The 26,621-nt window shown below is 71.2% G+C and carries 24 protein-coding genes; 7 read left to right on the plus strand and 17 right to left on the minus strand.

Going from position 1 to position 26,621, the window contains the following annotated elements; translation table 11 throughout:
* Positions 1-9 precede the first annotated feature (9 nt).
* A complete protein-coding gene (locus IF09_RS0107745; protein WP_078613115.1) occupies positions 10-1,854 on the plus strand; it encodes a thiopeptide-type bacteriocin biosynthesis protein in 1,845 nt (614 codons plus the stop codon).
* Between the two features lie 11 nt (positions 1,855-1,865).
* Here IF09_RS0107745 and IF09_RS0107750 read toward each other — a convergent pair whose 3' ends face one another.
* The 4 genes from IF09_RS0107750 to IF09_RS0107765 form a co-directional block, all read right to left on the minus strand.
* Positions 1,866-3,143 carry an NAD(P)/FAD-dependent oxidoreductase gene (locus tag IF09_RS0107750; RefSeq protein ID WP_037634350.1) on the minus strand — a complete coding sequence of 426 codons (1,278 nt, stop codon included), beginning with the start codon at positions 3,141-3,143 and terminating at the stop codon, positions 1,866-1,868.
* A gap of 941 nt (positions 3,144-4,084) precedes the next feature.
* A complete protein-coding gene (locus tag IF09_RS0107755; RefSeq protein WP_030293286.1) occupies positions 4,085-4,729 on the minus strand; it encodes a dihydrofolate reductase family protein in 645 nt (214 codons plus the stop codon).
* Between the two features lie 334 nt (positions 4,730-5,063).
* Complete coding sequence (locus IF09_RS0107760; protein WP_030293288.1) at positions 5,064-6,068, minus strand: HEAT repeat domain-containing protein; 1,005 nt, start codon at positions 6,066-6,068, stop codon at positions 5,064-5,066.
* Between the two features lie 3 nt (positions 6,069-6,071).
* Positions 6,072-6,740: a HEAT repeat domain-containing protein gene (locus tag IF09_RS0107765; protein WP_030293292.1), complete on the minus strand. Its 669-nt coding sequence runs from the start codon at positions 6,738-6,740 to the stop codon at positions 6,072-6,074.
* A gap of 378 nt (positions 6,741-7,118) precedes the next feature.
* Between IF09_RS0107765 and IF09_RS0107770 the strand changes: the two genes are divergently transcribed.
* Positions 7,119-7,961, plus strand: coding sequence for a class I SAM-dependent methyltransferase (locus IF09_RS0107770; protein WP_030293294.1), 843 nt, complete (start codon positions 7,119-7,121; stop codon positions 7,959-7,961).
* A 234-nt stretch (positions 7,962-8,195) separates the two neighbouring features.
* Positions 8,196-9,137 carry an SDR family NAD(P)-dependent oxidoreductase gene (locus IF09_RS0107775; RefSeq protein WP_030293295.1) on the plus strand — a complete coding sequence of 314 codons (942 nt, stop codon included), beginning with the start codon at positions 8,196-8,198 and terminating at the stop codon, positions 9,135-9,137.
* Between the two features lie 233 nt (positions 9,138-9,370).
* Here the strand turns inward: IF09_RS0107775 and IF09_RS0107780 are convergent, their stop codons facing one another.
* Together IF09_RS0107780 and IF09_RS0107785 are read right to left on the minus strand one after the other, a co-directional pair.
* Complete coding sequence (locus IF09_RS0107780) at positions 9,371-10,780, minus strand: NAD(P)/FAD-dependent oxidoreductase (RefSeq protein WP_030293297.1); 1,410 nt, start codon at positions 10,778-10,780, stop codon at positions 9,371-9,373.
* An 81-nt stretch (positions 10,781-10,861) separates the two neighbouring features.
* Positions 10,862-12,004 carry a serine hydrolase domain-containing protein gene (locus IF09_RS0107785; protein ID WP_037634313.1) on the minus strand — a complete coding sequence of 381 codons (1,143 nt, stop codon included), beginning with the start codon at positions 12,002-12,004 and terminating at the stop codon, positions 10,862-10,864.
* A gap of 763 nt (positions 12,005-12,767) precedes the next feature.
* Here IF09_RS0107785 and IF09_RS0107795 point away from each other — a divergent pair.
* Positions 12,768-13,028, plus strand: coding sequence for a hypothetical protein (locus IF09_RS0107795; RefSeq protein WP_158709927.1), 261 nt, complete (start codon positions 12,768-12,770; stop codon positions 13,026-13,028).
* Positions 13,029-13,544: 516 nt separating this feature from the next.
* Here the strand turns inward: IF09_RS0107795 and IF09_RS0107800 are convergent.
* Together IF09_RS0107800 and IF09_RS0107805 are read right to left on the minus strand one after the other, a co-directional pair.
* Positions 13,545-14,420: a helix-turn-helix transcriptional regulator gene (locus IF09_RS0107800; RefSeq protein WP_030293305.1), complete on the minus strand. Its 876-nt coding sequence runs from the start codon at positions 14,418-14,420 to the stop codon at positions 13,545-13,547.
* 356 nt (positions 14,421-14,776) lie between these two features.
* Positions 14,777-15,370, minus strand: a complete 594-nt coding sequence (locus tag IF09_RS0107805; RefSeq protein WP_030293306.1) for a helix-turn-helix domain-containing protein — start codon at positions 15,368-15,370, stop codon at positions 14,777-14,779.
* On the opposite strand from IF09_RS0107805, the gene IF09_RS0107810 reads away from it, so the two are divergent.
* On the plus strand, positions 15,369-15,887 hold the full coding sequence (locus IF09_RS0107810) for a GNAT family N-acetyltransferase (RefSeq protein WP_030293308.1): 519 nt from the start codon (positions 15,369-15,371) through the stop codon (positions 15,885-15,887). The two genes, IF09_RS0107805 and IF09_RS0107810, sit on opposite strands and share 2 nt — an antisense overlap.
* Before the next feature lie 67 nt (positions 15,888-15,954).
* Here IF09_RS0107810 and IF09_RS42670 read toward each other — a convergent pair whose 3' ends face one another.
* From IF09_RS42670 to IF09_RS0107835, 5 genes are read right to left on the minus strand one after another with little or no spacing between them, the layout of a single operon-like run.
* Positions 15,955-16,662 carry an ABC transporter ATP-binding protein gene (locus IF09_RS42670; RefSeq protein WP_234320911.1) on the minus strand — a complete coding sequence of 236 codons (708 nt, stop codon included), beginning with the start codon at positions 16,660-16,662 and terminating at the stop codon, positions 15,955-15,957.
* Complete coding sequence (locus tag IF09_RS42675; protein WP_030293312.1) at positions 16,659-17,438, minus strand: ABC transporter ATP-binding protein; 780 nt, start codon at positions 17,436-17,438, stop codon at positions 16,659-16,661. Before IF09_RS42675 ends, IF09_RS42670 begins: the two co-directional genes overlap by 4 nt.
* The gene (locus IF09_RS42680; RefSeq protein ID WP_078613116.1) at positions 17,435-18,412 is read right to left on the minus strand and encodes a branched-chain amino acid ABC transporter permease; all 978 of its coding nucleotides are present in this window, start codon (positions 18,410-18,412) and stop codon (positions 17,435-17,437) included. The genes IF09_RS42675 and IF09_RS42680 overlap by 4 nt, the downstream gene beginning before the upstream one ends.
* Entirely contained in the window at positions 18,409-19,287 is an 879-nt protein-coding gene (locus IF09_RS42685) for a branched-chain amino acid ABC transporter permease (protein ID WP_051832199.1), read from the minus strand. The genes IF09_RS42680 and IF09_RS42685 overlap by 4 nt, the downstream gene beginning before the upstream one ends.
* A gap of 1 nt (position 19,288) precedes the next feature.
* Positions 19,289-20,464 (minus strand): ABC transporter substrate-binding protein, encoded by a 1,176-nt coding sequence (locus IF09_RS0107835; RefSeq protein ID WP_051832200.1) that lies wholly within the window; start codon positions 20,462-20,464, stop codon positions 19,289-19,291.
* 239 nt (positions 20,465-20,703) lie between these two features.
* On the opposite strand from IF09_RS0107835, the gene IF09_RS0107840 reads away from it, so the two are divergent.
* Positions 20,704-22,335 (plus strand): carboxylesterase/lipase family protein, encoded by a 1,632-nt coding sequence (locus IF09_RS0107840; RefSeq protein ID WP_051832201.1) that lies wholly within the window; start codon positions 20,704-20,706, stop codon positions 22,333-22,335.
* A gap of 202 nt (positions 22,336-22,537) precedes the next feature.
* Here IF09_RS0107840 and IF09_RS0107850 read toward each other — a convergent pair whose 3' ends face one another.
* A complete protein-coding gene (locus tag IF09_RS0107850; protein WP_030293322.1) occupies positions 22,538-23,374 on the minus strand; it encodes a hypothetical protein in 837 nt (278 codons plus the stop codon).
* A gap of 181 nt (positions 23,375-23,555) precedes the next feature.
* Positions 23,556-24,005 carry a nuclear transport factor 2 family protein gene (locus IF09_RS0107855; RefSeq protein WP_030293324.1) on the minus strand — a complete coding sequence of 150 codons (450 nt, stop codon included), beginning with the start codon at positions 24,003-24,005 and terminating at the stop codon, positions 23,556-23,558.
* Between the two features lie 122 nt (positions 24,006-24,127).
* Here IF09_RS0107855 and IF09_RS0107860 point away from each other — a divergent pair, with 122 nt between their 5' ends.
* Positions 24,128-24,700 (plus strand): TetR/AcrR family transcriptional regulator, encoded by a 573-nt coding sequence (locus tag IF09_RS0107860; RefSeq protein ID WP_030293326.1) that lies wholly within the window; start codon positions 24,128-24,130, stop codon positions 24,698-24,700.
* Between the two features lie 404 nt (positions 24,701-25,104).
* Here the strand turns inward: IF09_RS0107860 and IF09_RS0107865 are convergent, their stop codons facing one another.
* Both IF09_RS0107865 and IF09_RS0107870 read right to left on the minus strand, forming a co-directional pair.
* A complete protein-coding gene (locus tag IF09_RS0107865; protein WP_051832202.1) occupies positions 25,105-25,890 on the minus strand; it encodes a DUF4190 domain-containing protein in 786 nt (261 codons plus the stop codon).
* Positions 25,891-26,002: 112 nt separating this feature from the next.
* Positions 26,003-26,620 carry a TOPRIM nucleotidyl transferase/hydrolase domain-containing protein gene (locus IF09_RS0107870; RefSeq protein ID WP_030293330.1) on the minus strand — a complete coding sequence of 206 codons (618 nt, stop codon included), beginning with the start codon at positions 26,618-26,620 and terminating at the stop codon, positions 26,003-26,005.
* Position 26,621: the final 1 nt, after the last annotated feature.

Raw genomic sequence — 26,621 nt, forward strand, 5'->3', positions numbered from 1 at the left:
GACGATCCGATGACCGAAGACCCGTACGCGTCCGCGTCCCCCGTGAGGGCGGGAGCGCCCGCCGCTGCGAGCGCAGCCCTCGCACCGGCTCCCGCGGGAGGCTGGCAGAGCCTGCACCTGACCCTGCACACCGACGGCGCGGACACCGATGCCTTCGTCACGGGGGCGCTCGCCCCGCTGATGGACGGCCTGTACGGGCCGAACGGCGGGGCCTGGTTCTTCATCCGCTACCACGAGGGCGGACCCCACCTGCGGATCAGGTTCCGCGGGGCAGGATCCACCGGGGACGGGAGTGAAGACGGGACTGAGGACGCGGCCGAGGAGGCAGCCGAGGACGCGGCCGAACTCGCCTCGGAACTCGCCCGCTTGGTGGCCGGGACCACCCCCGTGACCGGCTCCTGGGCCGGCCGGCACGGGGAGGTGCGCGCGGTGCCGTACGAGCCGGAGACCGAGCGCTACGGCGGGCCCGCCGCGCTCCCGGTGACAGAGGAAGTGTTCGTGCACTCGACGCGCGCGGCGGTCGCCGCCCTGCGCGCCGTGCCCGGACGGGCCGACCGGCTGCGGCTCGCCCTGGACCTCGCCCACGGCACGGCGTACGCCCTGGGCCTGGACGAACTGGCCTCGGCGGGCTGGCTGCGCCGGCACGCCGCCTCCTGGCGCTGGGCCGCCGAGGTGCGGCCGCTGCCCGGCGCCGCTGTCCACACCCGCGTCAACACGGTGTTCGCTGCCCAGCGTACGAACCTGGGGCTGCGCGCCCGGGCGGTCCGCGCCGGGCTGGACGACGGCTCCGCCGCGCCCTGGCTCGCGGAGTGGACCCGGCAAGTACGAGCGGCCGACGCCCGGTTGCGTACCGCCGTACTCCCCGCGGACGGGCCGGACGCGCCGGTGCGGACGCACCGCCGGCTGTGGGTGTGGGCCTCACAACTCCACATGCTGTTCAACCGGTTGGGGGTCACCCCTGACGAGGAACGTGCCGTCTGCCGGCTCGCGGGCCGCGCCCTGCTGGAGACGGGGGACGAGGACGGCTTCTTCGGCGCCGGCCCGCGCGCGGCCGACTACCGGTACCTGGAGCAGAGCAAGTTCCAGATCGGTCGTGCACAGGACACCGCGGTACGGAGCATCGCGCGGCCCGGACTTCCGTCCGAGTACCGGCCAGAGGCCGTACGCGTACTCCCCGCGGCCTCGTTGCCGGAGCTGTCCCTCTCCGAGGCGCTGCGCCGCCGCAGCTCGGCGCGCGGGGCGCTGCGGGGGCCGCTCACCGCGGAGGAGCTGGGCGGGGTGCTGTGGCACGCCCACGCGCCGAGCCATGTGTCCCGGCAGCCCCTGGCCGACGGCACCGAGCGCACCGTGCACCACCGCCCTTACCCGAGCGCAGGCGCCCTGTACAGCGTCCGGGTACGGCTCCTGGCGCTCGCCGTGGCGGGGCTTGCCCCCGGCACCTACCACTGCTTGCCGGAGCGGCGGTCGCTGGTCGCCCTCGGACCCGCGCCGGACCTTGACGACCTCAAGGCGTTGTCCTCGTACCTCTCGCGCCCGGCCGACGACCCGGACTCCGTCGGGATCGACGAGGCACCGGCCGTGCTGGCGGTCCACCTGGACCTCGGGCTGCTCCGCCGCCGCTACGGGCTGCGGGCGCTGCGGCTGGGCCTGCTGGAGGCCGGACACCTGGCCCAGACCCTGCAGCTCACGGCCGGGACGTTCGGGCTGGCCACGATTCCGCTCGGTGGCCTGCACGACGACCTGGCGCATGAGCTGCTGGGCCTGGACGATCTCGACGAGCCGATCCAGTACCTACTGCCGCTCGGGCGGCTGGACCCGCCGGCCGACGCTTCCGACGCCGGTCGGCGGGCGTAGGCGGGGCACCTTCACCTCCCCGGCCCGGGCGACCGTGGCACGGCCGTCCGGCGGTGCTTGATGTTGACGGCCGAAGCCCTGGCCAGCGTCAACGGGTTCAGGAAACGCAGCGGACCGATCAGGCGTTGCGCGAACAGATGCATGTGCCGCGCCAGCGCTTCATCGCGTGCTGCCGCCGAGAACACCAGCCGCTCCACGGGATTGAACGGGCGGGACTTGGCGAAGTCGGCGGCCAGGGACTGCTGACCGCGCAGCCGGCGCTGGTGTCTGCGTGCGTACACCACGAGTGACCGGTCCAGGTCACCCCGACCGGTTGCGGCCGGGGCGACCGCCTCTGCCAGCCAGCGCGCGGACTCCAGCGCCCACCCGCAGCCCACTCCCCACAGGGGATCGCCGGTCAGGGCGGCGTCGCCGATGAGCGCGACGCCCGGTGCGGTCGGCTTGCGGCTGTGGAGCGGGTAGTCGACCGTGCCGATGATCTTCGAGGCGCGCTCCGCGGAGTCGATGGGCGGTGCCTCGGGGAGGGCGCGTACGAACTCGAGGAAGCTGCCCTCCAGGTCTTCACGGAAGGCGGGCAGCCGCTTCTTGTCCGGGAGTACCGCGAGGACCGTCACCCCGTCGTCGTTGGGAAACGCGTACGCCATGTCGGGCTCGAGGAACCAGGTCTGACCGATCCCGCCGTGCAGCGGAAGGTTGCGGAAGTGTGCGAGATAGCCGAACCGCGTGTTCTTGTACTGCCGGGCAGGCACCCCGGCGAACTTCGCCACGGCCGAGTCCTTGCCGTCGGCGCCGACCACGAGGCGGGCGCGGATCTCGCGCTCGCCCTGCGGTGTCGAGACGCGCACCCCGACGGTTCGCCCGGCTTCCCCGACCAGCCCGGTCACCTGGTGGCCGAGGAGCAGGTCGACGCCGGGGGTCCGTGCCGCTCGGGACCTGATCAACGGGTCGAGGGTGCTGCGGCGGATGTTGTACGCGTAGGGCAGCTCGGGGCCCGCCGGTGCGGCCCTCGGCTCGATCCATCCCCAGCGGGTGTACCAGCGGGCCTCGTTGCGGACGGCTCCCGCCTTCTCCAGATCGGGGACGAGGCCGAGTTCGTCGAGTACCGGGTAGGCGTTGGCCGTGATGGAGTGGGTGCACAACACTTTGTACGCCTCAGGATCCGAGCGGCGTTCCAGCAGTGCGACGCGGACACCACGTCGAGCCAGCAGGATCGCCGCGGCGCTTCCGGCGAGGCTGGCTCCGCTGATGACGACGTCGTAGTCGTACCCCGCGCTCTCAGGCTTGGTCATGCGCTGATCGCCCCCCCTTCGGGGTGTGATGCCGTTCGTGGCAATGGTGCTGTGCCACTGCAGTCGCGCGCATGACTGCTTGTCAAGAGTCCTTGGGGCGAGCCAGGTTGGGAACCTTGGAGACCGATGCCACGGCGGGGCGGCACACTCGCACTCCCGTGCCCCGCCATGGCTTCGGTGGCCCCCGAATCGGCTCCGGCCGCTCAGCTCACGCGTTCGATGCGTGCGCGGCGGATCAGGTTCTTGCCCGGCTCCCGGACCTTGTCGAAGGCCGCATTGTTCAGCAGGACACAACTGCCCGACGGCCCGTTCACCCGCCGCACCGGACGCACCCGTCGCAGGGGCCGGTGCGCCGGCGCCACCAGCCACCCGTTCGATGCGTGCGCGGCGGATCAGGTTCTTGCCCGGCTCCCGGACCTTGTCGAAGGCCGCATTGTTCAGCAGGACACAACTGCCCGACGGCCCGTTCGCATTGCCGGTCGCCATCGTGGCGACGACCCCTCCGGTCGCAAGGGTTCCCGCGACGACAGAGAGCACGAGCTTCTTCTTGAGACTCATAGTCCGTTTCCTGGACATTGGCACTCCTCGATCCGATGGACGCTGTCCCACCCCACGTCCTGCATACGGGTCGACGTCACGGACCAGTTCAGTCTTGTCGCCTCCTCACAAAACAGCCCCTGAGGAGGTTTGGAGCGTTGCAGGAGGGCATGGCACCGGGCTCGGGGAACCGGGTCTGTGTTCGAAGAAGCAGGTCAACACCCTCATGGCGATGCAGTCGACGTGTGTGCCGCATTCACCCCGACCGGCTGGATCCGGTGGGGGCGAGACGGCCACAGGCACCCTTAAGGTTCAGTTGAATCGCCCTTAACCAAGCCAAGGCAACGCCCCCCAGGGCAGGTCCGGTCCACCGGGAGGGCTGTTGGTGTAACCCTGAGGAGCGGTCACCTGTGCCAGAACAGGTGGTGCGTCACACCGCTCGGACTGGGCACGACCTCCAGGTGGAACCGGTCGAGCAGCTCATCGGGGGACTCCCAGAGTCGTACCCCGGACCCGAGCTTCAAGGACGAGACCGCCACGTGCATGGTGTCGACGAGGTCGGCGTCAAGGAACTCCCGGATGGTGGTGACCCCGCCGCCGAGCCGGACGTCCTTGCCCTGCGCGGCCTCACGTGCCCGTGCGAGGAGGGTGGCCGGGTCGTCGTCGACGAAATGGAACGTGGTGTCGGAAAGCGTGAACGAAGGACGCTCGTGGTGGGTCAGGACGAACACCGGGGTGTGGAACGGGGGATCATCGCCCCACCAGCCGCGCCACTCATAGTCGTGCCAGGGCCCGCGCTGGGGTCCGAACTTGTTGCGGCCCATGATCTCGGCACCGATGTTGCGTGCGTAGTCCCGCGTGAAGTAATCGTCGAGGCCCCGGCTCCCTCCGGGATCCGTGCGCCTGGGCCAGCTCGCCGTGGCACCGGCCCAGGCGAACAGACTCTCCGGATCGACATGACCGAAGGGACGCTCGAGGGTCTGGTCCTCACCGGCACCGATGCCGTCACTTGAGACGCAGAAGTTCTGGACTCTCAGTAGCTGAGCCACGTGTTCCTCCTCCGGGAAACCTCAGCGCTGCTGGTCATCACCGGCGGGATCGGCGACGGCGCCGGGGCATCCGTCCGATCCGGCCGGTCCGCCGCCCCGAGGACGGCGCGGGCACGGCGTCCGACCAGCACGGGGCCCGAATTCGATCGAAGGGACATGCGCCCTCCCGTACCGACCATGGTGCCTCCCCCGGCTCCGGTCGGCATCCGGCCGAAACGCCGACGCGCAGCCGCCTCAAGCAACTCCCGATCTGTTCCCGACGTACACGCGCGCCTGCCGCGCAGCGTCGTGCTGCGCTGACAGTCGCCTGCCACCGACTGGAAGATCGGTCAGGTCACTGTCCGTTGCGCAGCGTGAGGATGTACGCCGCGGTGAGCGCAACGGCAGGATCTTCGTCATGTGACAGATCCGTCAGGGCGCGCGAGGCCGTGGTTCCCGGGATGTCCGCGAAGGCCTGCGCCAGTCGTCGACGGGTGGCCGATTCGACGGGGCCGTGCGGGAGGCGCTCAACGAGCAGGGTGGCGATCCGGTCGGCCGACTCGGGACTGCTCGCCAACGCGCTCAGTGCATCGGCCGCGTCGACGTCGTTCGTCCCCTCGACGATCATGTCGATGAGCGTCGGGACCGCATCGGCCCCTCCACGTGCTCCGAGGGCCAGCGCTGCATGCCTGCGGACCGCGGTGTCCGAGCTCGTGAGAGCGCCCTCCAGCAGGGCCACCGCCGACGCGTCCGGAATCTCGGCGATGGACCGGACGGCCCGCTCCCGTACCTCGGCTGCCGGTGAGGTCAGGCCCTGCGCCAACAGTTCCAACGCGCCCTCGCCTGATTGCGCCACCGCCCACCGAAGGGCTCCGGCAACGTGGGGATCCGTCTCGCTCAGCGCTGCCTCGACAAGAGCTTCCACGGGCACCGGCACCTGTTCGGCCGAGGACAAGGCGGCGCGCTGGCGTCTCGTGGCGCTCTCCGAACCCAGCGCATGCAGGAGCGCAACGGTCTGGAGAACGTCCTCCCAGTCTGCGGGCTCCGCGGCTCCGATCCGGCGCAGTCGCGTGAGCAGTGCCGTCTCGACGGCGATGCGCTCCTGCGTCTGGCGCATGAGGTCGTCGACGAGTTCCGAGGGCGTGAAGCCGGGGTCGTCCAGGGCGCGCGCGACGTCACGCAGCGACAATCCCAATGACCTCAGGCTCTCGACGTGGAAGATCCGCCGGATGTCCTCGCCGGAGTACTCCCGGTACCCGGAGACGGTACGTCCCGTCGGCCGCACCAGGCCGAGCGAGTCGTAGTGTCTGAGCATGCGGGCGCTGACCCCGGACCGCCTGGCCACATCACCGATCAACACTGCCTACGCTCCTCCGGGCTGGTCCTGCAGGGCCGCCACGCGCTTCGCCTCCTCGATCGCCGACTCGAATCCGGCATCCGGGTCGCGCAGCAGCCGTTCCGTGGCCACCGCATGGTGACGCACGCGAGGGTCGAGATCCGTCATCGCAGCATGCAGGGTCGGCAGGACGGCCTCACCGAGAGAGATCAGCGCCCGGCTGAGGCTCAACTGCATCTCACGGCCGCCTCGCCCCAACTGCGTCGCCAGCGCTCCGGCCAGCTCAGCCTCCTCGCCTTCGGGCACGAGCACGGCCGCTGCCCGCCAGGCGCTCCGCGCCACCTCGTCGTCGCCGTCGGACAGGAGCGCCCGGGTGATCGCCGGCCACGCCTGCCGTTCCCCGATCTTGGACAACGTGTGCAAGGCCTGGCTTCGTGCCTGCGCCCGCTCGGAACGGAGCTCTGCGACGAGCCGTGGGACCGTCAGGGAGGCCGGGTGACGGGTGAGCGCCCACGTGAGCATCTCGCGCACGGAGAACTCCGGCTCGATCGCACACCGCTCGACGAGCTTCTCGACGGACCGCGCGTCCGGGATCGAGCCGACCGCCAGCGCCGCGCGCAGCCGCACTGACGAGCGGCTGTCCTCCAGCCCCTGGAGGGCCCTCGCGGTACGAGTGTCCTGTTCTGCCGTGGTCATCGGAACCACCTCCTGGACGGCAGTGAAGACCTTGACATCATGTCAAGGTCAAGGCGGGGATCGGGCCGGCCGCCGACCAACGCCGGCCAAAGGCGCAGCCCCCTGGGCACGGAGATCGAAACGCATTCGCTTCACCCCGGCCGCCGCCGGCCTGGCTGTTCGCACCCGGCGAGGAAGCCGGCGCCGACCAGGTGCAGGCTTCGGCCGCGGCGCCGCCACGTGTTCGGGGCCGCCGGCGGACTCGGCAGGACGCTCGGGGCCGGGGTCCGTACCACCTCCTGGGTGCTTCTCACCCGTCCGGCACCGCTCAGCCGGGTCCTGCCTGATTCCTCTGCTAGAAAGGCGGTGACACAGCGTCAGGCGATGGAGGCGGACGGTATGACCGATTCGGCGGACGCGCGCGAGGCCGACCGTGCGCTCAAGGCGAAGCACCGGACGATGTGGGCGCTCGGCGACTACCCGGCCGTCGCCACACGGGTCGTCTCGGCGCTCGGGCCCGTACTGGTGGAGGCCTGCGGGGTGAAACGGGGCGACCGGGTGCTGGACATCGCCGCCGGATCGGGGAACGCCGCCATTCCGGCCGCATTGGCCGGCGGCGACGTGGTCGCGTCCGACCTGACGCCCGAGCTGCTGGACGTGGGGCGGCGGGAAGCCGCGGCGCGCGGAGTCGAGCTGCGCTGGCAGGAGGCCGACGCCGAGGCACTGCCCTTCGCCGACGGCGCGTTCGACACGGTCATGTCCTGCGTCGGGGTCATGTTCGCCCCGCACCACCAGGAGAGCGCCGACGAACTCGTCCGAGTCTGCCGGCCGGGCGGCACGATCGGGCTGGTCAACTGGACCCCGGAAGGCTTCATCGGGCAGATGTTCGCCGCCATGAAGGGCTACGCGCCGCCTCCGCCGCCGGGGGCGCAGCCGCCACCGCTGTGGGGGCGGGAGGATCACGTCCGTGCGCTCCTCGGCGACCGTGTCACCGGGGTCGAGGCACGTCGGCAGGCCATCCGCGTGGAACTCTTCGAGAGGCCCGAGGACTTCCGCGAGTTCTTCAAGGCCACCTACGGACCGACGATCGCGGTCTACCGGAACATCGCCGACGACCCGGAGAAGACGGCTGCTCTGGACCGGGCCCTCGACGAACTGGCGGACGGCGCGCTCCGGGACGGGGCGATGGAGTGGGAGTACCTCCTGGTCACCGCGCGCCGAGGCGGTGCTGCACCCGCCTGAGAAGGCCTCGCCGGGGCCGCCGGGCAGTGCATGGGCAACCTGGATCAGGCTCCCGAGTCCATCGCTCAGCGGCGCGGTGCGGCGACGGGCCGGCACCGCGTCGGCAGGATGTCGGTCGTCCGGCGGGACTGTCGGTGATCCATGGGCGATGTGTCGGCGGCCGCTGGAAGCGTGGGTGTCGAGTTGCCCAAGGGGGCAGCTGCAACCGCCCTCGACAGCAAGGAGCCCCTCGCCATGTCGTCCACACCGCGCTGGAACGTCCGACGACTGCCGGGTGCCGATGGCCGCGTCTTCCTGGTCACCGGCGGCAACGCCGGCATCGGGTACTTCGTCGCGGAGCAGTTGTCGGCGACCGGAGCCACCCTCGTACTCGGCAGCCGGGATCCCGCCAGGGCCGAGGTCGCCATGGCCTCGATCCGTGCGCGTGTCCCCGGCGCACGGGTGCGGGCGGTACGGCTGGACCTCGCCGACCTCTCGTCGCTCGGGACAGCGGTGGAGTCACTGGAGGCGGAACGCCTTGACGCGGTGGTCCACAACGCCGGCGTCGCGCTCGACGACCCGCCGCGCAGGGAGACCGGGGACGGTCACGAGCTCATGTTCGGCACGAACCACCTCGGACACTTCGCCTTGACCCAGTGGCTGATGCCACTGCTGTCGGCTGCGCCGGCGGCCCGCGTCGTGACCATGGGCAGCTTCGCGGCGAAGTCCGAGCGGCTCGACCTCGACGACCTGCAGTCCCGGAAGGACTACCAGCCCAAGCGCACCTACGGGCGCTCCAAGTTGGCGCAGATGTACTTCGGCGTCGAACTCGACCGCCGCCTACGGGCTGCCCGCAGCACGGTGACGAGCGTGGTGGTCCATCCCGGCGGCGCGCTGGACTCCCTCACCCCGTCGCGTCCCCCGGTCCATGTGCGAACCACCGGCACACGGCTGAGCGCGGCACCTGCGGCCCTCCTCGTCCAGGGCAAGCACGCCGGCGCATGGCCCGCGGTCCGGGCGGCGCTCGACCCGGCCGTGCGTGGAGGGCAGCTGTGGGGACCACGCGTCTTCGGCCTGCGCGGCGAACCCCGACGTGAACCGTTGTGGAACCACCTGGCCGACCCGTCCGTCGCGGCACGGCTGTGGGACGCAAGCCGTGATCTGACCGGCGCCGACCTCGGCACCATCTCCGGGTAGCTCAGGCGCGTGCGCCGGCCGACAGCCAGTAGCGATCCCCGCACCGGCGGAGGGGCACTGTTCGGGGCGTTCGGCTCGCCCGTACGGTCCGTATCGCCCTCCTCCGTGGGGGTGGGGCGGGCACGGTGTGCTCGCTCCGCCTGGCCTCGGCCGCGGCCACGATCAGGGCCAGAGCGGCCACGGCCCCGTGGTCCAGGCCCGGGCACCAGGAACGGATAACCCGCCCGTTGCCTTCAGGCCTTCGCAGCGGTCAAGCGCCGGGCAGGCGATCGACCGGTGACGAGTGCCTCCCACTGCTCCCGTGTCGGGCCGTCGTGCTGCGGTGAGAAGTCCGGGTGGGCGGCCAGCCAGGCGGTGACGTGTCGGTCCACTTCGTCGGTGCCGTAGGCCTCGTCGGCCGGTCGCACGAGATGGCGTACCTGGGCCCGGGCCCTCATGACGACGGGATCGTCAAAGGCGCAGGCGCCCAGGGCAGCGGCCCGCCGGTCCGAGGCTGGTGAGCTCTCGGCGAGGCGTTGTTCGGTGGCGCGGTCGGCCGTCACCTGCGCGTCGAACCACGGGCGGAGGGCCTGTGCCGTCCAGGTGTGGTAGCCCATGGGGTCCTCGGCGATCTGGTCGACATGTGTGGCGATGTGCTGGGCGGTGCGAAGGGCGAGGGACACTCCATGGCCCGAGGTGGGGTTGGTGTGGACGAGGCTGTCCCCGGCGTTGACCAGGCCGGTGACGACAGGCCCGTCGTCGTCGGCGAGGGCGATCCAGCGGTTGTCCAGGCCGGCCATCGGCAAGACGTCCGACTGCGGTTCGGGATCCAGGTCGAGCCAGGCGGCGGTGGCGGGGAAGCGGCGGGCGGCGGCCTCGAACACGGCCGGCTCGGTGAGCGCGCCGCGGGTCGGATCACCCGTGGAGAGCACCAGGTTCACCGCGAAGGTGTCGTTGTCGGACGGAAAGACGCCGGCGATCGCGAACGGCGCGGCCGAGCCCGTCTTCACCCGCCCGGGGTCACGCGGGCCGTCGGCACGCAGGCGGTACCAGCGGCACAGATAGGCGATCCCGGCGCGGTGGCTGTCGACCACGGGCGCGCGGCAGTCGGCCGCGATCAGCCAGGCGGGGACCAGCGAGCGACGGCCGGCCGCGTCGACGACGAGGTCCGCCCGGTACGTTTCCGTGCCCACCTGCACGCCGGTGACCCGGGCAGGGCGGCCCTCCTCGAAGACGAGGGCGCGCACGCGGCAGCCTGACCGCACTTCAACGGTGCGTTCCCGCCGCACGGCCGCGGTCAAGGCGGCCTCGAGCACGATGCGGCGGGTCCGCAGGGTCACCAAGTCCTCGTCACCGGCCCGATACGGGGGGTGCTCACCGAACCAGTCGAACTCGTGGTACTCCCGCGCTCCACGTGCCAGCAGGTCCGCGTAGACATCAGGGGATTCGGTCTTCAATACGGTGCGCACGGGCGCGAGGAGCGAGTGGGGTTGGACGGCCTGCGGTATTCGGGGCCTGTCCCAGCGGAAGAAGTCCCGGTCCAGGTCCTCGCCGGCCTGTCGCGCGTCCTGCTCGAACAATGTGACCGTGTGGCCCCGCCGCCCCAGCATGAGCGCCGTCCCCAGCCCGCTGATACCCCCACCGATCACCGCAACCCGCGCCACTTGACTCCCCTTCGCGTCGTGTTGCGGCACGAGCCTACTGCTCGGCGATCTATGGGCGTGAGCCGGGTACGGGCCGGCTGCTCAGTCCGTCGGCTGGGCCGGCTCGCCCTGCCCGCCTCCGAACACCTCCTTGACGAGCTTCTGCTTCACGTTCTCGAACGCCTCGGCCATGGCGGCCAAGTCGAGCTCGGCGTCCCCCATGGTCAGCGAGCCGGTCAGCGTCTTGCTGCCGTCGGGGGTGCTGTACATCAGCGCCGCCCAGCCCCAGAAGCCGCCGTTGTGCTGGAGGATGGTGCCCCCGTCATCCGTCTCCTCCACGAACACCCCCAGGCCGTAGCCCATCTTGGGGTGCGGCGTGCGCATCTCGGCGAGCAGCGGGGCCGGCAGGAGCCTGCCGCTCATCAGCGCGGAGAAGAACGTGTGGAGGTCCTGGCTGGTCGAGATCATGTCACCGGCGGCGGAGATCCAGGAGGGGTTGAACCGGGTGGTGTCGGCCACCTTCCACTGGCCGGCGTCCTCGTACCCGTAGTAGCCGTGGGCGTGCGGCTCGGGGATCTCCGGCGATGCGTCCGGCACCACGGTGCCGGTCAGCCCGAGCGGGCCCAGGACGAGCCGCTGCATCTCCTCGGCGTAGGAGCGGCCGGTGACGCTTTCGATCAGCAGCCTGGCCACCACGTAGTTGGTGTTGGAGTAGCTCCAGTCGGTCCCCGGCTCGAACCGCGCAGGCTTGGACAGCGCCATCCGTACCAGCTCCTCGGGCTGGTAGGTGCGGAACTGGTTGTCCATCCACTCCTTGCCCATCCCGGGAACTCCACCGGGCACGATCGTCCCGTCGTCGTAGACCTCGCCGGTGAAGCTGAACAGCCCGCTGGTGTGCTGGAGCAGCATCCGGACCGTGATCCGCCGGTCAAGGCCGAACTCGGGCAGGTGGTCGTCCGCCGGGGTGTCCAGCCCGATCCTCCCCTCGGCCACCAGTTGCAGCACCAGGGTCGCAGTGAAGGTCTTGGTGATGCTGCCGACCCGGAAGTGCCCGTTGGTCGGCGGCTTGGCGGTCTCGCCCAGCTTGCGCACCCCTGCGTTGCCGGCCCACTGGCCCTGCTCGTCGTGCACACGCAGCTGCACTCCGGCGAAACCGGAATCGACGATCTCCTGGATGGCCTTCTGCAGCTCCGGGCGATTCGGTCCGGCAGCGGTGTTCTCGGCGGTGTGGAGGGACTCGCCCATGGTCATTCCTCGTCTCACGATGGGAGGTGTTCGGCACGGCTCGAGAGCGCAACGGCGGTCCGGGGAGCTGCCGTTGCGCCGTCGCGCAGCCATGTGGCGAGCGTGCACCCTGCCCCAAGGTCAAGGTCAACCCTGGCCCGATCTGGTGCAGCTGATCGACGAACGGTCGACCGCCTTCCGGGCCGCGGTCGTCGCCGCTCCCACCCTCAACGTTCAGGTGCCGACCTGCCCCGGGTGGACACGATCGCGGTTGCTGGACGTGGTGGGGCGCGTCGCAGTCGCCGCGGACCTGCGGTGCCATCGCCCGGCACCGGCCCCAGGATCGCGGTGCACACGTACGACGCCCAGGTCACCGTGGGCGCCCCGCAGCCGCTGTGAGCTGGTCTTCTTCCTGTACGACCGGATCCCGGCGGGGTCCTTGCAGATCGACGGAGACGGTGGCCTCTTCGACCTGCTCCGCGCCTGGGAGCCGGAAGAGTAGGACGGGGCGGCTGCTGCCGCAGGGTGAGGCCGGACCGGGCCTTGAGCCCGCGCAACGCCGCCATGAACTCGTCGACGCTGCGTATACCGGCAGGCTGTAACTCGATCTCATCCATCCGACCAGGAATAGTGCACGGGGCGACGGCGGGCAACGGGTTCCCCGGCCGACCGGACGAAGTCCTGGAGTCGTCGTGTCGCGGGCGGAGGAGGAGGCCGTCACCCCCGGTGCGTCCGCGCCCTTGTGGCCCTCGCCCTGGCCGGCCAAGGCCCGGACTCCGCCGCCGTGCACCATCTGCATCACCCCGGGAAGACCGGCGTGGACGCCTTCCTGCGCGTCTTCGACGAGGGGCTCGGGACGCAGTCGGAGCCGGTGCGGCTCGGCACGTGGCCGCGCCGCCTCAGGCAGGCGAGCGAGGCCGGGCGCGACCAGCCGTTCCTGCCGTACCTCGACGTGTTCCAGCAGCACGTCGAGCAGTGGGAGAACGCCGCGGGCGCGGTGGACGCCGCCGATCTCCCGTCCGACACCTACCCCGCAACGATCTGACCCTGCGGGCCCTCGAGCGCCTGGTCGTGGCCGTGCCCGAGTCGACGAGCGGATGATCCGGGACTTCTGGCAGCACTTGGAGGCCACGGGTGAGCTCGGCTGACGGGCCATGCCGGCCCGCCCGGCTGGCTCTGGCAGGTGGCCCGCCGCGGTGGGCTTCAGCGCCGGTGACCCCCGTACACCGGCGCCGGTGTCCCTTCTCCGGCACGCACGGCGTCCCGGCCGTGCACACGTCTGACGCCCACCACCCGACGTCAGCGGCCGTCCCCGCCACCGCCCTCCCGACGCCTGCGGCGGCGTCGGCCGAGGGCTCCCGCCAAACCGATCAAGCCACCTGTGAGCGCGCCGGACACGAGGATGCGCAGCAGGTCTTCCATGGTCCGCTCCCCCTTCTGAGCCAGGTTCACCGTTGCCCGGTCGGCCCTGGGCCGCCAGGTGCTCGGGTGTCTGATCCACTACGAACGGGACACTATCGACGTGCAGAGCACCTGGCTTGGACAAATTTGACCTCGCCCCTCACAGGGCCAGGGCGCCCTCTGCCACACGGGCGGCAGCCACCTGGCCGGGAGTGGTCTCGGCCAGGGCGCGGAACTCGCGGTTGAGGTGGGCCTGGTCGTAGAAGCCACAGGCAGCGGTCACTTCGGTGAGATTCGCTCCCTCGCGGGAGAGCAGCCGCACGGCACGGTGGAAGCGCAGCACGCGGGCGGACGTCTTGGGCGTCAGGCCTACCTGTTCGGTGAACCTGCGAACCAAGTAGCCCTGACTCCAGCCCACTTCGGCCGCAATGCTGCCGACCGGGATCACTCCGCCGGCGCGGGAAAGCAGTCGCCAGGCGTGGCACACCTCGGGCGCGGGCTGCGGGCCCCGCTCGATCCGGTCCGCCAACGCGATGTCCAGCAGGTCGAACCGGGCCCCCCAGTTGCTCGTGGCGGCCAGTTGCTCCGCCAGTATTCCGCCCTGGGCACCAAAGACGTCGCAGAGCCCGACCACCCTGTTGGTCAACTCGCGCATCGGCACGGCGAAGAGCCGGTAGGCGCCCAGTGGGGTCAACTCGAGCCGGATCGCCTCCTGGCCACCAGGGTGGTCACACATCCGGGGCCCGTCCTCCAGACCCGCGACCAGCGAGCCGGTCACCTGGCTCTCCGGACCCGGCTCCCCCAGCCGGCGGACCTGGGCGAACGGCTCCCCCAGGCTGATCACCACGACCGCCCGACCCGTGGGAACCAATCGCACCCGGTAGGGCACGGCGCCCGCCGCCTCCCAGTAGCCGGCATAGCTGTGCACAAACGGGCGTAACCGGACAGGCCATGGGCGGGTGACCCGCCAGCGGCCACCCAACCGGGTCATCTCGACACCCCGACCGGCCGTGCCCGCGCTTCCGGTGACCTGCATGCCCCTCCCCCTACCGCTCCCTGATCAGGCACAGCATCCCAGAGACCATGAGCGGTACGGGCTGCGAGAGCGTTGCGGCGACGCCGGACCGATCAGATCGCGCCGCCGTCGATCAGCGCGCGGACGTCCGTTGTTCGGGGTGACGCTTCCGGCAGGACCTGCAGTGGCCGATGCCCGGGTCCGGGAACGCGCGCTCTGGGTACGCGTACCCAGGTGCGCGGCGCCGAGTCGATGGGCCACGCAACGCGGCCCCGGCCCTTCGGGACGGACGGACCCGTCGAGTCCGTCACCAGCTGGGCACCTTGGCGACGCTATGGCGGCGAGCAGGAACGTGGCGCCACGGGGAAGGGGCCGGGTCACGGCCGTGTGCCGCGGGCGAGGACGACGGCGTAGTGGCATTCGGTGGCGGTGGTGTTGGCGAAGACGCGCGGGGTGGGCTCGCCGAGCTCGATGGTGTCGCCGCCGTCGAGTTCGTGGACCGCGTCCCCGTCGTGGAAGGTCAGGTGGCCGTCGAGGACCCAGACGACCTGCCGTACGAAGGCGAAGGCCGCGGCCGGATAGGGCACGCGGGCGCCAGGGGGCAGGCGAACCTCGGCGATCTCCGCGGGGAACTCCGGGCCGGTGATCTGGCGGCGCCGGTAGCCGGTGGCCGGGTCGCGCCACTCGGCCGCGTCGGCCTGGCGGTGTACTCCTGCGGTTCCTGCCGTGTCCTCGTCCTGCGTTCCTTCGGCGAGGGCGAGCAGGGAGGCGATGCTGAGCCGGAAGGCGGCGGACAGCTTGCCCAGGACCACGGCGGTGGGGCTGCTCTCGCCGCGCTCGATCCGGCTGATCATGGCCTGGGACACGCCGGAGGCGTCCGCGAGCTGGGCCAGGGTCCACCGGCGGCGTTCCCGTTCGGTCCGGACGCGGGCTGCGATCCGGGCCACCAGGGGATCTACTATGTTGGACATGGATCCAATATACGAGAGACGTCGCGCTGTGACGGTACGCCGGGCGCTCCCCGTCGACGCGGAGGCCGTGCGCGCGATCCGCAACCATGCGATCGAGCATTCGACGGCCCTGTGGACGGACGTCCTGCAGTCCCCGGCCGAGGGGGCGGGCTGGCTCGCCGCCCACCTGGCGCGCGGCTCGGCGTTCGTGGCCGAGGTGGAGGGCGAGACGGCCGGGTTCGCGGTCTACGGTCCGTGGCGGGAGAAGGACGGGTACCGCCACACCGTGGAGGACTCGGTCTACGTGCGCGAAGGCATGCACGGGCTCGGTATCGGCTCCGCGCTGCTGGCCGAACTCATCGCCTCGGCGCGCGGGGCCGGCCATCACGTCGTGGTCGCCGGTATCGAGGCCGAGAACACCGCATCCGTCCGGCTGCACGAACGGTTCGGGTTCCGTCACGCCGGCACGGTGCCGGAGGTCGGCACCAAGTTCGGCCGATGGCTCGACCTGACCCTCATGCACCTGCCCCTGACCTGACGGGCAGGTGCGCCTCGATGGTGACCGTACGCCGTCCGCACTCCGTGCGCGCCCAGGACGGTCCCGCTCAGTCGACGCCGAGCAGGCGCCGCCGGTCCTCGGGACGGGATGCGAACTCCGCACAGGACGCCCGGTGGACGATGCGCCCCTTCTGCATGACCGCGACGTCCTGCGCCACGGAGAAGGCGAGCCCCAGGTTCTGCTCGACGAGCACGACCGACATGCCCTGCGCGCCCACCTCGCGGATCACCTTCCCCACCTGGGCGACGATCGCGGGAGCGAGGCCGTCGGACGGCTCGTCGAGAAGCAGCAGACGCGGATTGCCCAGCAGCGCCCTGGCGATCGCGAGCATCTGCTGTTCCCCGCCGGAGAGCTCGCCGCCGCGGTGCCCGAGCCGCTCCCCCAGCCGCGGCAGCAGGCCGAGGACGCGGGCCCTCGTCCACGGGCCCGTCGCCGGGCGCCGCGAGGCGATCGTCAGGTGCTCGGCCACGGTCAGCGGGGCGAACACCCGGCGCCCCTGCGGGACGACGCCGACCCCGGCTCGGGCGATCACGTCGACGCGGGATCCGGCGATCTCCCGTCCGTCGAGCGTGACGCTGCCTGCGTACGGCCGGAGGAGCCCCATGACGGTCGAGATGAGGGTGGTCTTCCCGACCCCGTTGCGCCCGAGGACGGCGACGATCCCGCCCGCGTCGAGATCGAGGTCGACACCGCCGAGGACGACGCCTCCGGCGTAACCGGAGCGCAGTTCACGCACGCTGAAGAACGATTTCACGAGGAGACCTCCACGCTGCCGAGGTAGGCGGTCTGGACTTCGGCGGAGGCCCGTACCTCGTCCGGGGAGCCGGTCACCAGGTGTCTGCCGAGGTGCATGACGGTGACCGTGTCGGCGAGCTCGAAGACCATGTCGAGGTCGTGTTCGATGAGCAGTACGGTCACCTCGCCGGGCAGGGCGGCGATCAGTTCGGTGAGCCGTGCGGTCTCCGCGGGAGACATGCCAGCGGCCGGCTCGTCCAGGAGCAGCAGCCGGGGGTCGGTGGCCAGTGCGACGGCGACCTCCAGCTGCCGCCGCTCGCCGTGCGAGAGCGCGGCCGCCGCGACCTCGTGCCGGGCGGGCAGGCCCACCCGTTCGAGCAGCGCGTGCGCCCGTGCGAGCTCCTTCGGGCGGGCGTCCGCCTTCCGCCATCCCCCGAGGCCTTTCCCGGCCCGGCGCAACACGGCGAGCAGGACGTTCTCCAGTACGGACTCCCGCATGAAGAGACTGGAGTGCTGGAACGTCGCTGCGACGCCGAGCCCGACCCGGCGGTGCACGGGCAGCCGGGTCACGTCCTTCCCGTCGACGAGGACGGATCCGGCGGTGACCGGCAGCGTTCCGGAGATCAGGCCGAACAACGTCGACTTGCCCGCGCCGTTCGGGCCGATGATCGCGTGCCGGGCCCCTGCCCTCACGGTGAGGGAGACCTCGTCCAGGGCCCGGAAGGACCCGAAGTGCCGGGACACCTGCCGTAGTTCGAGGAGGGAGTGGCTGTGGTCGTGGTCGTGGTCTGTCACGTCGTTCTCTTCCGGGTCGGCGTGAGCGGCAGCCGTACGCCGGCCAGCCCGCGGGGCAGCGCGTAGACGGCGACGACGAAGAGCACCCCGAGCAGCAACGGGCCACGCCCGGCGAGGGCTTCGAGGTTTCCGAGGTAGTCCCGGGTGAGCCAGACGAGTGCGGCGCCGGCGCAGGCTCCCCCCATCGAACCGGAGCCGCCGATGACGACGGCCAGCAGCGCCAGGGCGGCGATCTCGAATCCGGCGTCGCCGGGCGAGACGAACCGCTGTACCGAGACCCACAGGGCTCCGGCGGCGCCGGCCAGCGCCCCGGCGCCGCAGTAGACGGCCAGGGCGTAGCGCTGCGTCGGATAGCCGATCGCCCTCATCCGTGGCTCGTTGTCGCGGATGCCGCGCAGGGCGAGGGCGAACGGGGTCGATCCCAGGCGGGAGACGGCCGCGAAGAGCAGCAGGAACACCGCCAGTACGTAGAAGTAGACGAGGCCGTCCAGCGCCAGCGCGGGCATGCCGGGCAGCGGTACGACGGCCGGGATGCCCGATACGCCGTCGGTGCCGTTCGTCAGCGACTTCCAGTTGACGGCGGCGCTGTACGCGATCTCGCCGATGGCCAGTGTCAGCATCAGGAAGACCACGCCCCGAACCCTCACCGCCAGCCACCCGGTCGGCACCGCCACCAGGGCGGAGACGCCGGCGGCGATGAGGAGTTGCAGGACTCCGATGTCGGTGAGTCGCGTCGCCACGATCGCGGCCGTGTAGGCACCGACGCCGAAGTACGCCGACTGACCGAGGGTCGGCAGTCCGGTCAGGCCGGTGAGCAGGTTCACGCTGATGACGAGGAGCCCGAACACCAGGATCCGCGACAGGGTGCCGACGGCGTACGGGCCGACGACGAAGGGGGCCAGGGCGAGTGCGACGACAACGGCGGTCACGGACAGCGGCCGCGCGCCCCGCCAGGCAGCTCTGTGCGGGCTCATGTGCGCACCGCCGAGGGGACCAGGCCGTTCGGGCGGACAACGAGCACGAGCAGCATCGTGCCGAAGAGGAGGAAGGGAGCGTACTCGGGGAGCAGCGCCACCCCGAGGGACTGCACCTGGCCGATGAGGAGCGCTCCGGCGAGCGCGCCGCGCACGGATCCGAGGCCGCCCACGACCACGACGACGAGCGAGAGGACGAGCACGCTCTCGTCGACGCCCGGACCGGGGCCCAGAATCGGTGCCCCGAGGACACCGCCGACCACCGCCAGGGCCGCGCCGGAGGCGAAGACCCCGTACAGCACCTTGCGGACGTCGACCCCGAGCGCGCGCACCATGTCCCGGTCCGCGACGGCGGCTCGCACGAGTGCCCCGAGCGAGCTGCGTTCGAAGACGAGGTGGACGAGCAGCGCGAGGGCGGCCGCGACGCCGATGAACACCAGCCGGTAGACCGGATACGCGTGGCCGACGAGGTCCACCGTGCCGCGCAGGGCCGTCGGCGGGTCCGTGGGCAGCACCTCGCCGCCGAAGGCCGCGGCGAGCAGGTCCGCGACGATGAAGGTGATGCCGAGCGTCAGCACGGCCTGGTCCAGGTGCCCGCGCCGGGCCAGCGGCCGGGTGAGGAACGTCAGCGCGGCCCCGCCCATGCCGCCCAGCAGGGCTCCGGCCGCCAGCGCGAGGACCAGACCCCACACGCTCCCGTCGGACAGCGCGTAGGCGACGTACGCCCCGGCGAGATAGAGCGTGCCGTGGGCCAGGTTCAGCACGTCCATCATGCCGAAGACCAGGGAGAGTCCAACCGCGATCGTGAACAGCAGCAGACCGAAGGCAACCCCGTCGACGACGCTGACGAGGTTGCCGTCCCACCATCCGGTCATCTCAGCCGCCCAGCCGGCCGAGCTCGGACGTGGCGGTGTTGGCCCCCTGCTTGACCTCGCGCAGGTACCAGGGCTGGACGGGTGTACCACCGCTGTTGAACTGCCAGCTGCCGCGCGGGCTGTCGATGTCCCCCACCTTGGCGATTGCGGCGTTGACCGATTCCGGGGTCACGGTGCCCCCGGCCGCCTTGATCGCTTTGTCGAGCACCTGCGCCGCGTCCCATGACGCCATCGCGTAGGTGGTGGCAGGCACGCCGTAGGCGGACTGGTACGCGGGCGCGAACTGCTTGTTGGCCGCGTTGTCCAGGTCCGCGCTGTAGTTCAGCGCGGTGAGGATGCCGTCGGCCGCCTCGCCCTGTCCCTTCAGCACGCCGCCCTCGGTGAGGAAGCCGGGCGCGTAGAGCGGGATCTTGCCGGCCAGCCCGAAGTCCCGGTACTGCTTGACGAAGTCGACGGCCGCGCCGCCCGCATAGAAGCAGAAGACCGCCTTCGCGCCGGAGTTCTCGATCTGTGCCAGGTACGGCTGGAAGTTCTTCGTCCCCGGGAACGGGGTGTAGACCTCCTCGCCCGCGAGCTTGCCCCCGGCGGGGAGGAAGGTGGACTTGAATCCCTCCACCTCGTCCTTCCCCGCCTGGTAGCCCGCGGCGATCAGGAAGACAGGACCGCCGGCCTTCTCTGCGACGTACTTGCCCAGCGCCTTGCCCGGTTCGTCGTTGACGTACGACGTGCGCCAGATGTACTCGGTCCCGGTCAGCGTCGTCGGCGAGGCGTTCGAGCCGACGAGCGGGATCTTGCTGTTCTCGAAGAGGTCCTTGACCCCGTTGATGGTGGCCGAGCTGACCACGCCGCTCACCGCCAGCACCCGGTCCTGCTTGACGAGCTTCTCAGCCGCCGCCTTGCCGGAGTCGGCCGTCTCCCCCTCGTCGGCGATCACGATCTGCACCTCTCGGCCGCCGAGTTCGCCGCCGTGCTGCTTGACGTACAGCTCGAAGCCCTGCTTCATGTCGTCGCCGAGCGCCTTGTACGTGCCGGACCGCGGGACCAGGAGCCCGATCTTCACGGGCCCGCCCTGCTTGTCGCCGTCGCCGGTCCCGAGGCTGGCGCCACCGCATGCGGTGGTCAGCAAGAGGCCCGTCGTGACGGCGATCAGAGCAACGGGTCTGAACCGACCTGCCATGGAGACTCCGTACGTTCGTGCCGGTCCTGTGGACCGGGTGTTGGCGAGGGGGTGTACGTGGAGGGTGACACGTGTCTATCGCGCCCTTGAGACGGCCGTCAATAGTTCGCGAGATATCGAGCGGCAAGAAGCCCCACCCCTTGACCCCGATCGCAAACATGCCGTAACACTTGCGGTCGTCAAATATCCGCCATATCACTGCGGCGGCGGGCCCGTGATCAGTCAGGGAGTGAAGCACCATGACCGACGATCCATCACGACGCAAAGTCCTCAAGAAGAGCACGGTGTTGGCCGGTGCCGCGCTGCTCTCCGGGATTCCGGCCGGGCACGCGGCGCAGGCCGCCCCTCGGGCGGACGAACCCTCGCCCGTCGTGGACGCGCCCGCGGGCCGGTTGCGCGGCGTCGTCGAGGGAGGTCTCACCGTCTTCAAGGGCGTGCCCTACGCGGCGCCCCCGGTCGGCGCCCTGCGCTGGCGCCCGGCCCAGCCCCATCCCGGCTGGCCGGGAACGCGCGACGCGACCGCGTTCGGACCCAGTGCGCCGCAGCCCTACCGGGAAGGGGGCGACCAGGTACTCGGAACGCACGGCTCGCCCCCCTTCGACGAGGACTGCCTCACGCTCAACGTCTGGACCCCCCGGGCCGACAACGCCAAGCGGCCGGTGATGGTCTGGATCCACGGCGGCGGCTTCGTCTCCGGATCCGGCTCACTGCCCATCTACTCCGGTGAGACCTTCGCCCGCGACGGCGACCTCGTCGTGGTGACCATCAACTACCGGCTCGGACCGCTCGGATACCTCTACTTCGACGAGGCCGGCACCGGGGGGAACTTCTGGCTCACCGACCAGCTCGCCGCGCTGCGCTGGGTACGGGACAACATCGCCGCGTTCGGCGGGGACCCGGACGACATCACGCTCGCCGGCCAGTCCGGTGGCGCGTTCTCGGTCGCGGCGCTGGGCGGCGCCCGGCCCCAGGGCCGTCCGCTCTTCCGACGCGCCATCCTCCAGAGCCCCCCGCTCGGGCTGCAGATCCCCACGCGCACGGAGTCGTTGCAGCGCAGCGCCACCTTCCTCGACATCCTCGGGGCCAAGGACGTGGCGCAGCTGCGGACCCTGCCCTGGCAGCAGCTGATGGGCGCCACCGTCGAGATGTTCAAGCGCACCGGTCGGTGGGGGTACTGGTCGACGCCGTTCCTGCCCGTGCTCGACGAGGTGACGCTGGACCGCCACCCCGCCGACCTGCTGCTCAGCGGCCCCGGGGCGGACATCGACATCCTGATCGGCTGCACCAGGGAGGAGGCCAACTTCGCCTTCGGGCTCGACCCGACGTACGCCGCCGCCACCAAGGACCAGGTGCTGGCCCGGCTGCGGGACACCTTCGGGAACCGGGCTTCCGAGGCATACGGCGCGTACGAGGAAGCCCGGCCGGGCGCCCGGCCGGTGGACGTGCTCATGGACCTGATCAGCGACGACCTGTTCCGCATGCCCTGCCTGGCACTCGCCGAACGGCGGGCGGCGGCGCGCAAGCGTCCGGTGTGGGCGTACCAGTTCGACCTCCCGACCCCGGCGCACGGCGGCCGGCTCGCGGCGGCGCACTGCCTGGAACTGCCGTTCGTGTTCGACAACTTCGACAAGTGGTCGCAAGCTCCCTTCTTGACGGGGCTCGACCCGCGGATCTGTGAGGGGCTGGCCTCGACCATGCACGCGGCGTGGATCTCCTTCATCCGCACCGGCGATCCCAACCACCAGGCCATGCCGAACTGGCAGCGCTACGAACGGGACTCCCGCACCACGATGAGCCTGGACACGGTCACCGCCGCCACGAACGACCTCGCCGGATACTGGCGGCGCCTCCGCCGGCCGACGGCCTCATGACCGCGCGGCCCGGCCCTGCCAGGGACCGGGCCGACCAGATCGCCGTCGCCCGCCACCTCTCCCGCGAGCTGTCCCGCTCCGGCATCCCGCGCTCCGTCCTGGAGTCCGAACCCTGAGGGGCCAACCGCGTCGCCCGGCTGCCCCGGGCGGGAGGGGAAACCGCCGCTCCTCCCGCGCTCCGCCGGCAACGGGCTGTCGGTCTTCAGGGGCGCTCGAGGAGCTGGAGGACTCCTCCGGCCGAGAAGCAGAGCGCCCCCGTCAGCGTGCCCCAGTTGGCGATGGCCTCGTTCACCAGGCTTCCGGTCGCGGGACGGGTGAAGGCCGCCAGAGCCGAGATGAGGAAGAGGACGGATCCGAGCTGATTGATCGCGACGATCCACCAGGCGAGGTCGCGGGTGCGCACGCCCGGCCGGCCATGGCAGACCTCGAGCAGAGCGAGGTGCCCCGAGACCAGGAACAGGATGCACCCGACCATGTCGGGGGCCCAGATCAGCCTGTTCACCTGCTGGAGCGAGAGCCCCTGCAACAGGGAGCTCAGCAGGTTGATGCCGAACACAAGGGTGCCGATGAACAGCACGAAGGTGCTCAGCCAGTCGATCCGGTAGGGCTCGTACCTCCACCAGGCCCAGGCTCGCGTGACCAGCGAGCCCGCTCCCGCCTCCGGGCGGGGAGCGTTGATCGCCTGGAGCAGTGAGGCGTAGCCGCCGGTGTTGAAGAACAGGCCACCGGCGAAGTAGATCCAGGCGCCCGTTGCATTGCTCGAGCCGAACTGGGCGACCCAGGCCCCGAGGGCGAAGAGGGCCCCGCCGAGGGTGAACGCAAGCGCGGCGACGGTGTTCAGCCTGCGCAGCCGGCTGACCGACACTCCGTCAGCGATTCGGGGACTCGACTGGTGCTCGCCCGCGGCGCTCACGAGGAGCAGTCCGCGCTTGCGTGCCACGCGGGACTCCCAGACCGCCGTGCCCCCCTCGACGGGGCGCCAGGTCAGCCGGGTCGTGAATGGTCCCGCTCCCCCGGAGCGCCCTTCGGTGTGGCTCACCCGCCGACCATAGCCTCCGGCGTCCCCCGGCCTGCGGCATGACCTGCCCTCTCACTGCGCTGGTCGAACGAACGTCACTGTTCATGGCCGTCCTCTGCGATCACGCTGCCGTCGACTCGGCGGCGAGGGGCGCGCAGCGAATTCGGGGGCGCGCAGGAGCCCACACCGTTGCTCGGCTGTCCTACTCGTGCTGCTCGCCTTCCAAGGCCTTCACCAGCTCCGGCAGGTGGCCGCCCGCCACGGCGAGGGCGAGGTGGTCGTGGAAGTCCCGGCTGCCGACGATCAGGCCGTCACGGACCCGCACTACCTGGATGTTGGCGCTTTCGAAGGTCCGTCCGGTCACCCGGTGGTGAACCCGGTAGTCCCACTCCGCAACGACCACCTCCGGGTCATCGGTCTCCCGGATGACCACGTTCACCGGGGTCAGCTCCACGGGCGTGCCCGCGGAGAGTTGCGCGAACCGCGCTTCGAGCACGGCCCGGCCCTCGAAACGGCGCGGCCCGACCGGCTCGAAGACGGTCTCCACAACGGCGTCCTCTGCGTAGAGTTCGGCCAGCTCCGAGAACCGCCCCCCGCTGATGCGCTCCAGCAGCTTGGGGAAGACCTCTCGTGGTGACAGCGTTTTGGGCATGATCAACCTCCGGCGGGATCAGCCACTAGAATCGGACCAGCGGCTCCGTTTTCAACGATACGGACTGGCGACTCCGGTTGTCCAGGGCTTCTTTCGCCGCATGCAGAGGAAGGCGGAAAGGGATGACCGGCGCTCAGGAGCGCCCGCTGCGGGCGGACGCCGCCCGCAACCGGGCCAGGGTGCTCGATGCCGCCACGGAGGTGTTCACCACCCGCGGCGTCGGCGTGCCGACCGAGGAGATCGCCCGGGCCGCCGGAGTCGGGGTCGGCACGCTCTTCCGGCACTTCCCCACCAAGGAGGCGCTGCTGGAGGCGGTGATGGTGCGCAGGCTGGAGGCGATCGCGGCCATGACCGACGAGCTGGCGGCCCAGGCCGATCCGGCCGAGGCCTTCTTCGCCTGCTTCCGCCTGGTGGTGGAACAGTCGGCGGGCAAGAACGAGTTCGCCCAGGCGCTCGCCGCGGCCGGGGTGGACGTGCACGCATCGCTGTACGAACCGACCAAGGAGATCCGGACCCGGCTGGCCGGCCTGCTGTCCGAGGCCCAGCAGGCCGGGGTCGTCCGCCCGGAGTTGCGCCTGCCGGAGCTGCTTGCCCTGCTGGTCGGTACCGGCGCCATGCTGGAGCAGCTCGGCGCGGACGCGGCGGCCCGGGAGCGGATCTTCGAGGTGGTCTTCGACGGGCTCCGGCCACACTGACCGGCCACGTCACCGGGCTGCGGGGAACGGGATCCGGTCCGGCCCCAGTTGGAGCGCCGCCCGGGCCGAGCTCGGGGTGCGGCGCGGCGCGGGACTGGCCTGCGTGAGCGGCAACCGGCCCGAGGTGCTGCTGGTCCGGTTGGCCGCGCACGTACTGGGCGCGCGGTTGAACAGGTGATCGTCGGCCCCGCCACCCCTGGCCGATGCGCTGTCACCGGCCCAACCGGCCGACCGCCGTCTTCTGGGAGTCGGTTTCCCCTCACCGACCGGGGCAAGCCGGACAAGCGCCTGCTGCGGAAACGGGCTGCCGGATCGAGTCCTGCACCCACCACGGACTGAGGGGTGTCGTCAAAGTCCCTCCCCCCGCTACCGCCGGGAGGTGCCGCCCGGCCGGCGACTGCGGCTCAGGAACCGGCGGCGCGGAGCGAGCCGGTGCTGGAACCGCTGGTGTCGCCGATGAAGCAGGTGATCTCTCGGTCGCCGCGGATCCAAGTGGTGGGCTGCGGGTAGTAGTAGTACACCTCGAGCGTCTCCGAGAGCTTCGCGTCCGCGCCGACGTAGCCGGTGAGCGCCGAGCCGCCGCACTTCTCCTCGGCGATCGAGATGACCTTGTCCTTGCCCGGGTACGCCCCGCCGTCCAGGTTGAAGACGCTGTAGGCCTCCCCCTCGTGAGCTTCGCCGCACGGCACGATCTTCACCCTGAAGCCGGCGTCACCGCCCTCCTCGTCGTCGTACTCCGCCAGTTTGCCGCCCGTGTTGAAGCAGTCGCCCTTGCGGATGTCCTCCACGCGGACGGAGCCCGGGGTGGTGGCCTGGCCGCTGGTGTCGCGCTTCGGCGGGGCGTCGTCGCCGAGCCCTCCGGAGAGTCCGAGGACCAGCACGATCGCGTAGAACGTGATGGCCAGGCTGTGGATGACGATGGCCGCGATGGCGAAGCCCTTGCCCTTCTCGCCGCGGTCGCGGATCTGTGAGAGGGCGATGATGCCGAGGATCAGCGGAACCAGCGGGATCCCGCAGACGACCGACATGACGAAGGCCACGATGGCCAGCGTGTTGGTCTTCTGCGACATCGGGGGCGGCGCGTACCAGCCTTGCTGGCCGCCGTACGGCCCGGGCTGTCCCGGCTGTCCGTACGGTCCCTGCTGCGGGTACGGCTCGGGGGACGAAGGTGGCTGCGGCGGTATGGACATGCGGGTGGGTGCTCCTTGCACAGAGGGTGAGAAGAAACCTACAGCCAGGGCATGACAATGCCGGGTCGGGGGTCCGATGCGCGCGGCGCTCGGACCGGTGGGGACAGGACGGTCAAAGGCTCGTGAAGAGGTCGTCGAGCGGGGCCGGGACCTGTCCGGGGTCGAGGGCCTCCACCAGGAGACGGCCGTAGCGGATCTTGCGGCCCTTCTTCGTGCCGAGGAAGCGCCGCAACTGCTGTTGCCGGGGCCGGGCGTGGTGGGAGGGCTGGCGCAGGAACGTCTGCCAGGCACGCAGGTCGCCCTCGGCCAGGATGATCTTCTCGACCCTCGCCGGTCCCAGCGCGCGGATGAACTCGTCCTCCAGGTCCGCCGCGCACACGAAGAAACTCGGGCCCGGCGCCTGGGACTGATGCAGGGCACGGCCGTAGTAGCGCTGCTCGCGCTCGTCGCAGAGCCCCGTCAGACGCAGGCCGAGCCCGGGCGGCCCGAGCAGGCCGGCGTAGCGCCCCACGCTCATCGCACCGCCCATCGGCACGACGCCCACCCCTTCGGCCGCGAGGTCCCGGCCACGCCGGGCGGCCAGCGCCTCGACGGCCGCGAGGTCACTCAGCCCTTCCAGCAGAACCGCCGTCCGCAGCCCCAGTTGCCCAGCCAGATCGCTCGCCGGTCCGCCGGGACCGCCGGCCGCCCAGCGGCCGACCGCGTCCCGGAACGCCCCGATGTCCGCCATG

Source organism: Streptomyces katrae, from assembly GCF_000717655.1.
GTDB lineage: Bacteria > Actinomycetota > Actinomycetes > Streptomycetales > Streptomycetaceae > Streptomyces > Streptomyces katrae_B.

Bases quoted from the DNA above. Each gene is read 5' to 3' on its own strand.
- IF09_RS0107810 (WP_030293308.1), top strand. From the start codon at position 15,369: ATGGATCCAATATACGAGAGACGTCGCGCTGTGACGGTACGCCGGGCG.
- IF09_RS0107800 (WP_030293305.1), bottom strand. From the start codon at position 14,420: ATGCAGGTCACCGGAAGCGCGGGCACGGCCGGTCGGGGTGTCGAGATG.
- IF09_RS0107785 (WP_037634313.1), bottom strand. From the start codon at position 12,004: ATGGGCGAGTCCCTCCACACCGCCGAGAACACCGCTGCCGGACCGAAT.
- IF09_RS0107775 (WP_030293295.1), top strand. From the start codon at position 8,196: ATGTCGTCCACACCGCGCTGGAACGTCCGACGACTGCCGGGTGCCGAT.
- IF09_RS0107765 (WP_030293292.1), bottom strand. From the start codon at position 6,740: ATGACCACGGCAGAACAGGACACTCGTACCGCGAGGGCCCTCCAGGGG.
- IF09_RS0107840 (WP_051832201.1), top strand. From the start codon at position 20,704: ATGACCGACGATCCATCACGACGCAAAGTCCTCAAGAAGAGCACGGTG.
- IF09_RS0107745 (WP_078613115.1), top strand. From the start codon at position 10: ATGACCGAAGACCCGTACGCGTCCGCGTCCCCCGTGAGGGCGGGAGCG.
- IF09_RS0107855 (WP_030293324.1), bottom strand. From the start codon at position 24,005: ATGCCCAAAACGCTGTCACCACGAGAGGTCTTCCCCAAGCTGCTGGAG.
- IF09_RS0107860 (WP_030293326.1), top strand. From the start codon at position 24,128: ATGACCGGCGCTCAGGAGCGCCCGCTGCGGGCGGACGCCGCCCGCAAC.
- IF09_RS0107805 (WP_030293306.1), bottom strand. From the start codon at position 15,370: ATGTCCAACATAGTAGATCCCCTGGTGGCCCGGATCGCAGCCCGCGTC.
- IF09_RS0107870 (WP_030293330.1), bottom strand. From the start codon at position 26,620: ATGGCGGACATCGGGGCGTTCCGGGACGCGGTCGGCCGCTGGGCGGCC.
- IF09_RS42680 (WP_078613116.1), bottom strand. From the start codon at position 18,412: ATGAGCCCGCACAGAGCTGCCTGGCGGGGCGCGCGGCCGCTGTCCGTG.
- IF09_RS0107770 (WP_030293294.1), top strand. From the start codon at position 7,119: ATGACCGATTCGGCGGACGCGCGCGAGGCCGACCGTGCGCTCAAGGCG.
- IF09_RS42685 (WP_051832199.1), bottom strand. From the start codon at position 19,287: ATGACCGGATGGTGGGACGGCAACCTCGTCAGCGTCGTCGACGGGGTT.
- IF09_RS0107750 (WP_037634350.1), bottom strand. From the start codon at position 3,143: ATGACCAAGCCTGAGAGCGCGGGGTACGACTACGACGTCGTCATCAGC.
- IF09_RS0107865 (WP_051832202.1), bottom strand. From the start codon at position 25,890: ATGTCCATACCGCCGCAGCCACCTTCGTCCCCCGAGCCGTACCCGCAG.
- IF09_RS0107835 (WP_051832200.1), bottom strand. From the start codon at position 20,464: ATGGCAGGTCGGTTCAGACCCGTTGCTCTGATCGCCGTCACGACGGGC.